The 14,526-nt window shown below is 54.0% G+C and carries 5 protein-coding genes; 2 read left to right on the forward strand and 3 right to left on the reverse strand.

The window, feature by feature from the left end; genetic code table 11:
- The coding region (gene rpoC / locus ACILQA_RS00630) for a DNA-directed RNA polymerase subunit beta' (RefSeq protein WP_395627940.1) at nt 1–2,073 on the reverse strand (2,073 nt) is incomplete at its 3' end.
- A gap of 80 nt (nt 2,074–2,153) precedes the next feature.
- Entirely contained in the window at nt 2,154–6,311 is a 4,158-nt protein-coding gene (rpoB, locus tag ACILQA_RS00635; RefSeq protein ID WP_395627941.1) for a DNA-directed RNA polymerase subunit beta, read from the reverse strand.
- A 911-nt stretch (nt 6,312–7,222) separates the two neighbouring features.
- Between rpoB and ACILQA_RS00640 the strand changes: the two genes are divergently transcribed.
- Together ACILQA_RS00640 and lepA are read left to right on the forward strand one after the other, a co-directional pair.
- Nucleotides 7,223–10,327, forward strand: coding sequence for a type ISP restriction/modification enzyme (locus ACILQA_RS00640; RefSeq protein WP_395627942.1), 3,105 nt, complete (start codon nt 7,223–7,225; stop codon nt 10,325–10,327).
- Between the two features lie 143 nt (nt 10,328–10,470).
- Nucleotides 10,471–12,288, forward strand: a complete 1,818-nt coding sequence (gene lepA, locus ACILQA_RS00645) for a translation elongation factor 4 (protein WP_333568790.1) — start codon at nt 10,471–10,473, stop codon at nt 12,286–12,288.
- A gap of 412 nt (nt 12,289–12,700) precedes the next feature.
- Here the strand turns inward: lepA and ACILQA_RS00650 are convergent, their stop codons facing one another.
- Entirely contained in the window at nt 12,701–14,212 is a 1,512-nt protein-coding gene (locus ACILQA_RS00650; RefSeq protein ID WP_395627943.1) for a hypothetical protein, read from the reverse strand.
- Nucleotides 14,213–14,526: the final 314 nt, after the last annotated feature.

The raw sequence follows: 14,526 nt of genomic DNA on the forward strand, positions 1-14,526 counted from the left end.
CTTGTCACCACATGTGGACCAGGCGTCGATGACCTTGTTGTACTTTTCCTGCTGCGTGATCAGACCGTCCTGATACTGCTGCTCAAAGTCGGCAACAATTGCCTTGGTTTCAGCCACCATTTCCGTCTTTTCTTCCGGAATGATCATGTCGTCCTTGCCGAACGAAATACCGGCCTTGAACGCATATTTGAAGCCAAGCGACATGATGGCGTCGGCAAACAATACCGTGTCTTTCTGACCCGTGTGACGATAAACCTGATCGATAACGTCGCCAATTTCCTTCTTGGTGAGAAGGCGGTTGACGGTTTCGAATGGCACGCGGTGGCTCTTTGGCAGCGTTTCTGCGAGCAACATACGGCCAGGGGTGGTGTCAAAGCGAACCATGCGCTCAACGCCATCTTCACCGGTCTGTGGGACGCGAGCGATGATCTTGGAGTGGAGCGTGACCGCACCAACCTCAAGCGCCTGATGCACTTCAGCCATGTCGGACAGCATCATGCCTTCGCCTGGCTCACCGCGGCGATCCATCGAAAGATAATATAGACCCAAGACCATGTCCTGCGAAGGAACGATGATTGGCTTACCGTTTGCAGGCGACAGGATGTTGTTGGTGGACATCATCAAAACGCGTGCTTCCAACTGGGCCTCAAGGCTCAATGGAACGTGAACAGCCATCTGGTCACCGTCGAAGTCGGCGTTAAAGGCCGAGCAGACGAGCGGGTGAAGCTGGATAGCCTTGCCTTCAATCAGGACAGGTTCGAACGCCTGAATGCCCAAACGGTGAAGCGTCGGTGCGCGGTTCAGCAACACAGGATGCTCGCGGATAACCTCATCGAGGATGTCCCAAACTTCCTTGCGCTCCTTTTCGACCCACTTCTTGGCTTGCTTCAGGGTCATCGAAAGACCCTTCGCATCCAGACGCGAGTAGATGAAAGGCTTGAACAGTTCGAGCGCCATCTTCTTTGGCAGGCCGCACTGGTGCAATTTCAATTCAGGACCGGTCACGATAACCGAACGACCCGAATAATCGACGCGCTTACCCAAAAGGTTCTGACGGAAACGGCCCTGCTTGCCCTTGAGCATGTCGGACAGCGACTTCAACGGACGCTTGTTGGCACCGGTGATCGTACGGCCGCGACGGCCATTGTCGAACAACGCGTCAACAGCTTCCTGCAGCATGCGCTTTTCGTTGCGGACGATGATGTCTGGCGCGCGAAGCTCAATCAGGCGCTTCAAACGGTTGTTACGGTTGATAACGCGGCGATAGAGATCGTTCAGATCGGACGTTGCAAAACGACCGCCATCCAGCGGCACCAATGGGCGCAATTCTGGTGGAATGACGGGAATGACGTCCAAAATCATCCACTCGGGCTTGTTGCCTGAATCGATGAAGCTTTCGACGACCTTCAAACGCTTGATGATCTTCTTGGGCTTGAGTTCCGACTTGGTAACAGCAAGCTCGTCGAGCAGGTCAGTACGCTCTTGCTCAAGGTCGAGGTCCATCAACATGGTCTTGACGGCTTCTGCACCAATGCTGGCGGTGAAAGCGTCTTCGCCATATTCGTCCTGCGCGTCGAGCAATTCGTCTTCGCTCAGCAACTGGAACTTCTCAAGCGCGGTCAGGCCGGGCTCGGTAACGATGTAGTTTTCGAAATACAGCACGCGCTCAAGCTGCTTCAACTGCATATCAAGCAACAGGCCGATGCGCGAAGGCAGCGACTTCAGGAACCAGATGTGGGCAACAGGCGCAGCGAGCTCGATGTGGCCCATGCGCTCACGGCGCACTTTGGTAACGGTGACTTCAACGCCGCACTTTTCACAGACGACGCCCTTATACTTCATGCGCTTATACTTGCCGCAAAGGCACTCATAGTCCTTCACAGGTCCGAAGATACGTGCGCAGAAAAGGCCGTCACGCTCTGGCTTGAACGTACGGTAGTTGATGGTTTCGGGCTTTTTGATTTCACCAAAAGACCAGCTGCGGATTTTTTCCGGCGATGCGATCCCGATCTGGATCTGGTCAAAAGTTTCGACCTTGGCGATGGGATTGTTGAATTTGCTCAGTTCGTTCATAATCTTTTCCTCATTGGGCTTTTGCCCATGAAAACCTAAGGGCAGGGGCAGGGGGCGGACCTAAGCCCGCCCGGCTCTGCTTATTCCGCTGCCTCGGCAAAGCCCTCGTCACCTTCGATCAAGTCGAGCGCCTTCAGGTCAACATTCAGACCCAATGAGCGCATTTCCTTAACCAGAACGTTGAAGCTTTCGGGGATACCGGCTTCAAAGCTGTCGTCACCCTTGACGATCGCTTCGTAAACCTTGGTACGCCCGATAACGTCATCGGATTTGACCGTGAGCATTTCCTGCAAGGTGTAGGCCGCGCCATATGCCTGAAGTGCCCAGCATTCCATTTCCCCGAAACGCTGACCACCGAATTGCGCCTTACCACCGAGTGGCTGCTGCGTAACAAGGCTGTACGGTCCGATTGAACGGGCGTGGATCTTGTCATCAACAAGGTGATGCAATTTCAGCATGTAGATGATGCCTACAGTTACCTTACGGTCGAACTTGTCACCGGTACGGCCGTCGAACAGGTCGGATTGACCCGAACCGTCAAGTCCAGCGAGCTGGAGCATGGTCGTAACGTCCGCTTCACGTGCGCCATCGAACACAGGTGTGCCCATTGGAACGCCGGTGACGACATTGCTTGCAAGTTCAATGATGTCCGCGTCGCTGCGGTCCTTGATCTCGTCGGCATAATCTTCGCCATAGGCTTTCGCCAAACGCTCGCGCACGATTGCTGGCGGTGCTGCGGCTTCGGGGTTCGGGTTATTGTGTCGCCACTCTTCCAAAGCCTCACCAATTTGCATGCCCAGACCGCGTGCGGCCCAGCCAAGGTGGGTTTCGAAAATCTGCCCGACGTTCATACGCGATGGAACGCCCAACGGGTTGAGCACGATGTCGACAGGTGTACCATCGGCAAGGAATGGCATGTCTTCTTGCGGAAGAATCCGCGAGATAACACCCTTGTTTCCGTGACGTCCGGCCATTTTGTCGCCTGGCTGCAGCTTGCGCTTTACCGCGACGAACACCTTGACCATCTTGAGCACGCCAGGTGCGAGTTCATCACCGCGCTCCAGCTTCTCACGACGATCTTCGAACTTCTCAACGATCAGCTTGACGGCGTCGTCATACTGAACCTTGACTGCTTCGAGGTCGCCCTGAACCTTGTCATCGGCAACCGCGATTTTCCACCATTCGTGACGCTCGACTTCGCTGAGATTTTCCTCAGTTATCTTGTCGCCCTTCTTGATGCCCTTTGGCGCTGCGGCTGCAGTTTGACCAATGAGCATGTCTTTCAGGCGGTTGTAGGTCGCACGGTTCAAAATCGAACGTTCGTCCTCGCGATCCTTCGCAAGACGCTCGATTTCTTCGCGTTCGATGGCCATCGCACGCTCGTCCTTGTCGATGCCGTGGCGGTTAAACACGCGCACTTCAACAACAGTACCAGCAACACCAGGCGACAGACGCAACGATGTGTCGCGTACGTCGCTTGCCTTTTCACCAAAGATGGCGCGCAGCAGCTTTTCTTCCGGCGTCATTGGGCTTTCGCCCTTTGGCGTGATCTTGCCGACCAGAATGTCACCGGGGTGCACTTCTGCGCCGATGTAAACGATGCCCGCTTCGTCGAGGTTGCGAAGCGCTTCTTCACCTACGTTTGGAATATCGCGGGTGATATCTTCAGGTCCAAGCTTTGTATCCCGGGCCATAACTTCGAATTCTTCGATGTGGACCGACGTGAAGACATCGTCTTTCACGATGCGTTCGGAGATCAAGATCGAGTCTTCGTAGTTGTAACCGTTCCAAGGCATAAACGCGACGAGGCTGTTCTTGCCCAGTGCGAGTTCGCCCAGTTCGGTCGAAGGACCGTCGGCGATGATGTCGCCAGCTTCGATGACGTCACCAACCTTCACCAATGGCTTTTGGTTGATGCAGGTGTTCTGGTTCGAACGCTGGAACTTTTGCAGCGTGTAGATGTCGACGCCCGATTTGCCGGGTTCAACGTCGCCAGTCACGCGGACAACAATACGGGTCGCATCGACTTGGTCGACGATACCGGTACGGCGTGCAGCGATAGCAGCGCCGGAATCGCGGGCAACGGTTTCTTCCATGCCGGTGCCAACAAACGGTGCTTCTGCACGGAGCAAAGGCACGGCCTGACGTTGCATGTTCGAACCCATCAATGCGCGGTTGGCGTCATCGTTTTCCAGGAACGGGATGAGCGACGCAGCAACCGAAACCAGCTGCTTTGGCGAAACGTCCATCAACGTGATCTGGTCGCGCGGTGCCATCAGGAATTCGCCAGCTTCACGTGACGAAATCAGGTCTTCGGCAAAACTGCCATCGGCGTTCAGTTCGGCGTTCGCCTGCGCGATGGTGTTCTTCTGCTCTTCCATGGCGGACAGATAGACCACGTCATCGGTGACTTTATTGTCGATGACCTTGCGGTACGGCGTTTCGATAAAGCCATATTTGTTGACGCGGCTGAATGATGCCAGCGAGTTGATCAGACCGATGTTCGGACCTTCTGGCGTTTCAATCGGGCAGATACGGCCATAATGCGTTGGATGAACGTCGCGGACTTCAAAGCCAGCGCGCTCACGCGTCAGACCACCTGGTCCAAGGGCCGAAACACGGCGCTTGTGGGTGACTTCCGAAAGCGGGTTGGTCTGATCCATAAACTGCGACAGCTGCGAGCTGCCGAAGAATTCGCGCACCGCAGCAACCGCTGGCTTTGCGTTGATCAGATCGTTTGGCATCACGGTGGATACGTCAACCGAGCTCATACGTTCTTTCACGGCGCGCTCCATACGGAGCAGACCGACGCGATACTGGTTTTCCAGCAATTCGCCGACCGAACGGACACGACGGTTGCCGAGGTTATCGATATCGTCGATTTCGCCCTTGCCGTCTTTCAGGTTCACCAGTTCCTTGACCACGGCGAGGATATCCTCCGTCCGCAAGGTGGTGAGCGTGTCTTCAACGTCAAGCTGCAGACGCATGTTCAACTTCACGCGGCCAACGGCGCTGAGGTCGTAGCGGTCTGGGTCAAAGAACAGGCCAGCGAACAATGCTTCTGCGGTTTCGCGCGTTGGCGGCTCGCCAGGACGCATGACGCGGTAGATCGCATCGAGGCCCATGTCGCGGTTCTCGGCCTTGTCAGCCTTCAACGTGTTGCGCATCCAAGCGCCGGTGATGACATGGTCGATGTCGAGCAGCTCAAGGCTGTCGATGCCGGCCTTGTCCAATGCTTCCAAGTTTTCAGCGGTGATTTCGTCACCGGCTTCAACATAAATCCGGCCCGTCTTTTCGTCGATCAGGTCGAACGCCGAATAACGGCCAAAGATTTCTTCGGTCGGGATCAGCAGATGCGTCAGGCCATCCTTGACCGCCTTGTTCGCGGCGCGTGGCGTAACCTTGGTACCTGCAGGGAACACGACTTCGCCGGTCTTTGCATCGACGATGTCGAACATCGGTTTCGACGCACGCCATTGTTCCGCGTTGAATGGAATTTTCCAGCCACCGGTGCCACGTTCAAATGTCACGCGGTCGTAGAAGTGGCTCAGGATTTCTTCGTCGTTCAGACCCAGCGCGTAGAGCAAGGTCGTGACCGGCAACTTGCGCTTACGGTCGATACGGACGTTGACGATATCCTTGGCATCAAATTCAAAGTCGAGCCACGAACCACGGTACGGAATCACGCGCGCGGCGAAGAGATATTTGCCCGACGAGTGCGTTTTACCGCGGTCATGGTCAAAAAGAACGCCTGGCGAACGGTGCATCTGCGAAACGATAACGCGCTCTGTACCGTTGACGAAGAAGGTGCCGTTATGCGTCATGAGCGGCATGTCGCCCATATATACGTCCTGCTCCTTAATATCGAGGACCGAGCGCGCTTCGGTGTCGGGGTCAACCTCAAACACGATGAGGCGCAATGTCACCTTCATCTGTGCGGCATAGGTAATTCCGCGCTGACGGCATTCTTCAACGTCATATTTGGGATCTTCGAGTTCGTAATGGACGAAGTCGAGTTCCGACGTTCCGGCAAAATCCTTAATCGGGAAAACGCTGCGCAGCGTTTTTTCGAGGCCGGATACATAACCAATGGACGGGTCAGAGCGCAGGAATTGCTCATAGCTTTCGCGCTGAACCTCAATCAGGTTGGGCATGTCGATAACTTCGTGGATGTTACCGAAGATTTTGCGGATACGCTTTTGACGCGAGAGTGTCGCAGGAGCGGTACGGGTTGCCATAAGGTGCTTTGCCTCAGTTAGAAATGTCAAACGCGCTAAATTCGTTTTCACCAGACAAGAAAAGGCCGCATGGCAAAGGTCCGAAGATTCGGGTCCTGCCGTGCAGCCGTTTCGCGTATGTGAAAATCCAGACCCTTCAATGCTTTAGCCAAGTTGCGCGACGACAAGGCCAATCCCGATGGGGCAGATGTTGGACGTCGTATAGAGGCGCAGGCGGTGAGGGTCAACCCCGGCCTGCGCCAATTACAGGCAATTCCGCGGCGGCGCAGCACCCGCAAGAGGGCAGGATTTGGCCCTTAAGGATACAAAAGGCACCTGCAACGATGAAATGATTGTCCCCTTTGTCGCTTTAACGATTGAGGCGGCTGTTGTGCGAACCCCGATCAGCCAGAGGGGCAGTTACCGATGACCGCGCCGATGATCGCAGGGCAAATCCTACATTTCAAGGGGGGGTCGGTGCCGGAATGACCCCCAAACGCCATTTCCCATTCGTCACCCTGGAGCCGAAGGCGTGCAGAGCACAACTGTTTCAGGGTGTTACTTTCGACGTCCTCCATTCGTCACCCTGAACTTGTTTCAGGGTCTTACTTCCGACGCCGAAGATAAAAATTAAGATCCTGAAACAAGTTCAGGATGACGGGCGCGGGCGGTCAAACACGTTCAGGATGACGAACACCGCACGTGCAAGCGCCAAAACGCTTATCCGCAACCCCCACAACCCCGCCAAAATAAAATCCAGAATAGCCATAGACACACATAAAATGAAATGTCACAAAAGGTGAACTTTATAACGTCTTATGGGTTCCGGGGAGGGCAATTCATTTGGATATACATGGCTATTTGGGGCAAATCCGGGACGTTGCCAAAAGGCATCCAGGAAACGGCTTTGAAATTTTCGCTGGAGAGCTGGCATGAGCCGCCAGCTTATCAACGAATACCGCGCAGACCTTGATAGGCTTCGCCAAGTATCCGGTAGCCGCCGTGAAAGCGTCGTGCGCGAACCGTTTAAGGAATTGTTGAAGCGCTGGGGCAAAAGCCAAGATCTGCATTTCGTTGCCGAACATGCCATAGTCACACCAAAGGGCAACCGCATCTATACCGACGGTGCGTTGCTACACCGATTGGGCGTGCCTTTTGGTTATTGGGAAGCGAAGGACCAAGACGATAAGCTGGATCGCGAAATCACGGACAAATTCCGCAAAGGCTATCCTAAAACAAATATTCTTTTTTCCGATGATGTAACCGCCGTCCTATTTCAAGATGGACATGAGCAGATGCGAGCGGCGATGGATGACAGCGATGCGCTTTTGCCATTGCTCGCGCGTTTCTTTGGGCGCGAACGGCCGGAGGTTCGCGACTTCAAAAAGGCGGTGCGGCAATTTGCGATTGATCTGCCAGATATACTGACGGCGCTGCGCGACATCATCCAAAAGAAGCGCAAGGAGAGCAAAGATTTCGCCCGCGCGCAGGACGATTTTTTAAAACATGCGCGCGATACCATCAACCCAGCGGTAACGGATGCTGATGTGCAGGAAATGTTGATTCAGCATATCTTGACCGAGGACATCTTTGCCAAGGTATTCGAAAATCCCGATTTCCACCGGCAGAACAACGTTGCCGCCGCGCTCTATGCGCTGGAAGACAAGTTATTCGGATATGGCGAGAAGCAACGCCTGCTAAAGGCATTGCAGCCTTATTATGCTGGGATCAGCGCTACCGCTGCGGTGATCGACAGCCACACCGAGAAACAGGGGTTTCTGAAAGGTCTCTACGAGAACTTCTATAAGGTTTATAACCCTATGGCCGCCGACCGGCTGGGCGTGGTCTACACGCCGGGCGAAATCGTGCGGTTCATGATCAAGAGTGCCGACTGGCTGTGCGAAACGCATTTTGACAGGAACCTGATCGACAAAGGCGTTGAAATACTGGACCCGGCGACAGGGACGGGGACATTCATAGTCGAATTGCTTGAAAGCTTCCGAACCGGTGGCGGTCAAGAGCAACTAAGATTCAAATATAAAAATGAGCTGCACGCTAACGAAGTGGCGATACTTCCATATTATGTAGCGAACCTAAATATCGAGGCAACTTACGCAGCGATTACGGGACAGTTCGCAGAATATCCCAATCTTTGCTTCGTCGATACGCTGGATAATGTGAAGTCGGTCAAGGGCATAAAAGACGCGACCCACGTTGGTGATTTGTTCGGTGGGATGAGTACCGAAAATATGGAAAGGATAAAGCGTCAGAATGAACGCAAGATAAGTGTGTTCATCGGCAATCCGCCATACAATGCCAACCAGCAAAACGAGAACGACAATAACAAAAATCTTACATATCCGTTCATCGATGCGAACATCAAAGCCACTTATATCAAAGAGAGTACGGCCCAGAAAACGAAGCTGTATGACATGTACGCACGCTTCTTTCGCTGGGCTACTGATCGGTTGGGTGAGAACGATGGCATCATCGCGTTCATCACCAACCGTAGCTTTATCGAGAGCCGGACCTTCGACGGTTTCCGAAAGATGGTGGCGCAGGATTTCAATGAAATCTGGGTGATCGACCTAGGCGGCGACGTGCGCGCTAATCCCAAGCTGTCAGGAACGAAGCACAATGTGTTCGGTATCCAAACCGGTGTGGCGATCTGCTATCTGGTGCGGAAGAAACGCGTTGAGGGCTGCACCATCCGTTACATCCGGCGGCCAGAAGATGACACAGCGGAAGATAAACTGAGCTGGCTGGGCGGCGCTGATTTGAAGTCGTTGCCGATGATACAAATTAAGCCCGATGCGAGGCATGATTGGATCAGTCAACGCGAAAAAAGCGAATGGGATGACTTTTTGCCCATCGCAAATCGTGAAACCAAAGCTGCATCAGATAAGCGAGACGAAAGAGCGATATTCAAGCTCTATTCGCTTGGGGTCGTGACGGCTCGTGATGATTGGGTTTATGGTTGGCAAAGTTCCGAGTTAGATAATCGTCTACCGTGGTTTATTGAAAAGTACGAAGGAGAACGAAAACGTCTTGCTGCGCTGGCTAAGGATGAAAAATTAAGCAAAGCTAAGCGCCGCGAAGCAATTGCGGAAACCGATATAAAGCTGACACGTGCAGTTAAAAACGATCTCGCTGCAAATATTCCTTACGAATACGACGAAAAGCGAAATCGCAAATCGCTGTATCGGCCTTTCGTTGCTAAACAAATGCACTATTGGGCACGGTTGAATGAGATGCAGTACCAAACCCATCGGCTGTTCGTAGGTGTATCGAACCCAACTCTTATGGTTTCCGGTGTGCCAGCTGCAAAACCTGCCCAAATTTTGGCTTCAGACATGGTGCCGTCATACGACACCTTAGAAAAGACCGAATGCCTGTCTCGCTTCCGCTACACCAAGTCTGGCGAGCGGGTGGATAACATCACCGATTGGGCGATAGTGCAGTTTGCGGCGAACTATGGTTCCGACCTCGCCATTACCAAGGACGCGATCTTTGCCTACTGCTATGCCGTGCTGCACGACCCGCTATATCGTGACAAATATGCGCTGAACCTGAAACGCGAATTTCCGCGTATTCCTTTCTATCCGGATTTCGACCAGTGGGTAGAATGGGGCAAGGCGTTGTTGAAGCTGCATATCGACTATGAAAATGTGAAGCCAGCCAAGCTGACCCGCATCGATACGCCAGCGCCCAAGCGCGCCGAGGGGACCCATCCCAAGCCCAAGCTGAGAAGCAATCAGGAGGCCGGCAACATCGTCATCGACGACGACACGCAATTAACCGGTGTGCCCGTGCAGGCTTGGCAATATCGCCTTGGCAACCGCAGCGCGATCGATTGGGTGCTTGACCAACACAAGGAAAAAACCCCGCGCGACCCGACCATCCGCGAAAAATTCAACACCTACCGCTTTGCCGATTATAAAGAGAGCTGCATCGAATTGCTTGGTAAGGTCGTGAAAGTCAGCGTGGACACGGTGGCTATCACCGAAGCGATGAAGGCGCTCGACCGAAGTGCATAGGAAAAATGGGCGAGAGAATTTGCTGATTTACGCAAAAACCACTTTCCTTCACACACCCCCATCCATTATGCCAATTCACATAGCGTGATACAGGCGTTCCGCCATGCTTGAAGGGGCGGGGCAGCCCTGCTAGGGGCGGCTGCATGACCGAACTCTCGCTTATCCGTAATTTTTCCATAATCGCGCACATAGATCACGGGAAGTCGACCCTTGCGGATCGGCTGATCCAGCAAACGGGCGGCCTGACGGCGCGTGAGATGACGAGCCAAGTCCTTGATAATATGGACATTGAAAAAGAACGCGGCATCACGATCAAGGCGCAGACGGTGCGGCTGGATTATACCGCGAAGGACGGCATCACCTATCAGCTGAACCTGATGGACACGCCGGGCCATGTCGACTTTGCCTATGAAGTCAGCCGCAGCCTCGCCGCGTGCGAAGGCGCGTTGCTTGTCGTCGACGCCGCGCAAGGTGTTGAGGCGCAGACGCTGGCCAACGTTTACCAATCCATTGAGCATGACCATGAAATCGTGCCCGTCATCAACAAGATCGATCTGCCCGCGGCAGAGGTGGACAAGGTGAAGGCCGAGATTGAGGAAATCATTGGCTTGCCCGCCGACAATGCGGTGCTGACTTCGGCGAAGTCGGGCATCGGCATTGATGAGGTGTTGGAGGCCGTGGTCACGCGCATTCCCCCGCCAAAGGGCGACCGCAACGCGCCGTTGAAGGCGATGTTGGTCGATTCATGGTACGACCCCTATCTGGGCGTCGTCATCCTGATCCGCGTCATCGACGGCGTGATCAAAAAAGGTCAGGAAATCCAATTCATGGCCGCCGGCACAAAGCATTTGGTCGACCGCGTCGGCTGTATGCGGCCAAAGCTGGAAATCCTGTCCGAAATCGCGGCGGGCGAAGTCGGCATTATCACCGCGCAGATTAAAGAAGTCGCGCAGACCCGCGTGGGTGACACCATCACCGATGCAAAGCGCCCCGCCGCAGAGCCGCTGCCCGGGTTTAAGGAAGTGCAGCCAGTGGTGTTCTGCGGCCTGTTCCCCACCGACGCCGCGGACTTTGAAAAACTGCGCGAAAGCATCAGCAAGCTGCGCCTGAACGACGCATCATTCAGTTTCGAAACCGAAAGCAGCGCGGCGTTGGGCTTTGGCTTTCGCTGCGGGTTCCTGGGGCTGTTGCACCTTGAGATCATTCAGGAGCGCCTGACGCGCGAGTTTGACCTGGACCTTATCACCACCGCGCCGTCGGTTGTGTACAAGCTGGAGCTAAGCCGGTCGAAGACCGAAGATGCGCGCAGTATGGAGCTGCACAACCCCGCCGACATGCCCGACATTAACCGCATCGCGGAAATTCAGGAGCCGTGGATTGAGGCGACGATTTACTGCCCCGACGAATATCTGGGCAGCATATTGAAACTGTGTCAGGACCGGCGCGGCGTGCAAAAGCAACTGACCTATGTCGGTGGCCGTGCGCAGATCGTCTATGAACTGCCGCTCAACGAAGTCGTGTTCGATTTTTACGACCGGTTAAAGAGCATTTCGCGCGGCTATGCCTCGTTCGATTACCACCAGATCGGCCACCGCGAAGGCGACCTTGTGAAAATGAGCGTGCTGGTCAATGGCGACGCGGTCGACGCGCTGAGCATGATCGTCCACCGCGGCACCGCCGAATCCCGCGGCCGCGGCATGTGCGAGCGTCTAAAAGACCTGATCCCGCGCCATCTGTTCAAAATCCCCATCCAAGCGGCCATCGGCGGCAAAGTGATCGCCCGCGAAACCATCGCCGCAATGCGCAAGGACGTAACCGCCAAATGCTATGGCGGCGACATCAGCCGCAAGAAAAAGCTGCTGGAAAAGCAGAAAAAGGGCAAGGCGCGGATGCGGGAGTACGGTAACGTAAGCATCCCGCAGGAGGCGTTTATTGCGGCGTTGCGGATGGGTGAGGAGTAAGGGGCGACGGTTCCGTTCGTCCCGTCCCTTCGTCATCCTGAACTTGGTTCAGGATCTTAATACCAGCACCCTTCAAAAGTAAGATCCTGAACCATGTTCAGGATGACGGCATCATCGTTATATTTATCTACGCTTAAAAAATGATATAATTTTCGATATCATCAGTAACAAAAAAGCAATAGAAAAACAAAGAATCAATATTACTAAAAACAATTTAGTGTTATTGCTAAACGTATTTAGCAAAATATTTGTTATTTCGGACGTAAAAGAAATAGATAATATGCTAAGAAATAGTATTGAAATTAAAACTGATGTCCGAAAAAAGCTCATAGAATTGACCCCCATATCCTTACTTACCTAACAGCGCAGCACCAGCCGCTGCCAATGTCAGCACGGCGGTCACGCCGCTTTGCTATTGTAACTCCGCCTTCGCCTGTTGCTCCCAGTCTTGCTTTATCTGCGCAAGCAGTTTGATGGCGGGGTTATCATCGCTTCGATTATGCGGGTCATTGGCCAGCGGCAATAATATCCGATAAGCTGTCGCGTAATCTTCTTCGGCGACAAGCTGATGCGTGAGCTCCCAACGCACGCTTTTGTCATATGGCGCGAGTTGTAATGCACGATCAAGACCACGCGTCGCAACGTCGGTAATACCCTCACCGGCTGATTTCAGGCTACGGTAATAATAGATCAACGGAATGGGGTGATCGACCTCGACCTTGTTTAGGGCGGTGATGGCCTTGCGCGTCCGCTTCCAGGCAGCATCCGGATTATCGGCATTTTCTGCAAGGCGCGACAGCGCAAATATTTTTTGCACATGCGCGTTTACAGAAGCGGGGTCAGCCGCCAGCGCCTTGTCGGCCATTTGCACCGCAACTGCATCATTTCCTGCGTCATGCTCTGCTTCGGCCAGCGCCGCCAAAACAAATGGATCGTTGGGATAGCTGCGCGCAATGCTTTGTGCCTGCGGCAGAAGCGTCTTGGCCGTTTCTGCGTCAACCCCGCGCTTTGATGCCAAAACGACTGGCATGATCGCCGCTTCGGCGTCGCGCATTTTACGGACTGTGATTGCACCCACTGCCAGATTCTCGCCCGGAATGGGGACATATCTCAAGCGCGGTCTTTTAAGATAGGCATCTATTTCTTTTTCAAGCTGATTAAGGTCGCCAAATGCCGTTTTTGCAGCGTCCAGTTCCGTCGCGCCATTGGCAAGCGCTACCTGATAGTTGATGAGCTGACGCGGTCGTTTTCCGCTCAACAGCAGATAATGGTACAGCAGCCAGCTGCGGCCGTAAAATTCATCATAAACGCCATTTCTCGGCCTTTTATAAGCGCTGGCGTCTAACAATGCCTGAATAGGAACATTCCTCGCCAGCGCCAGCTCGGCGGCGCGGTGCTGTGCTGGCAACCCCAGTCCAACGCCGCCGTTTTTCTCAAATCGCGCGGTGGAAAAAAATTCGGCGAAGCCCTCACTTAGCCAACGGGGCGTCGACCATTGGTTCGTGCTGTGCATGACGTGGTGGGCATATTCATGAAGGAGCACTTGTTCGCTCTGGGAAACTTTAGCGCCGTCACTGTCCACCCTTGCGGTAAACGCGACTGAGCCTCCAGCCCTTGGCTGATAGAAGCCCAGAACGAAACCGGTTTTGTCACCTGCTAGCTTTCGCACTTGGCTGGAGGTCCGCACCACATATATCGTTACCCGGTTCGAGGGACTGACCTTTGGGGTTCCGCGCCCGAGAATATAGTACATGGCGGCATGAAACCGCTCCAACCGTTCGGCGAATTCCCGCGTGTCCTTTTCATTCTGGTCCGCGATCACCAGAAAATTGTCACTGCTCGCCTCATGCCATTCGGCATAGGCTTGCCCCGGAATGAATAACGTCATTAGGAAAAATGCGAGACCCGTAACTTTCATCATCATCAACCACCCACGGCTTTCAGTTTTCAAAAACTTCTGCACGAAACGTTTTTTGTGTTTCGATTTTTGGGTTGTGATGCGTGCGGCATGTCGTGCCAAGTCTGCCGCTTCGTATACGAACCGTTCGTATAGGCGCTGCGCTAGATATGGGTGAGGGGTAAGGGGCGACGGTTCCGTTCGTCCCGCCCCTTCGGCTCCAAGATCACGGTGTGTCGCACGAAGGCACGAAGCCACTAAGGATGCGCGGGGCCGATAGGGTGGGCACATCGAATAGGTGTGCCATCTGCGCAGCCCATTCTTCCAAATAAGCCGATTCA

This window comes from Sphingorhabdus sp. (assembly GCF_044239005.1).
In the GTDB taxonomy this organism is placed as follows: Bacteria; Pseudomonadota; Alphaproteobacteria; order Sphingomonadales; family Sphingomonadaceae; genus Sphingorhabdus_B.

Bases quoted from the DNA above. Each gene is read 5' to 3' on its own strand.
- rpoB (WP_395627941.1), bottom strand. From the start codon at position 6,311: ATGGCAACCCGTACCGCTCCTGCGACACTCTCGCGTCAAAAGCGTATC.
- ACILQA_RS00640 (WP_395627942.1), top strand. From the start codon at position 7,223: ATGAGCCGCCAGCTTATCAACGAATACCGCGCAGACCTTGATAGGCTT.
- lepA (WP_333568790.1), top strand. From the start codon at position 10,471: ATGACCGAACTCTCGCTTATCCGTAATTTTTCCATAATCGCGCACATA.
- ACILQA_RS00650 (WP_395627943.1), bottom strand. From the start codon at position 14,212: ATGATGATGAAAGTTACGGGTCTCGCATTTTTCCTAATGACGTTATTC.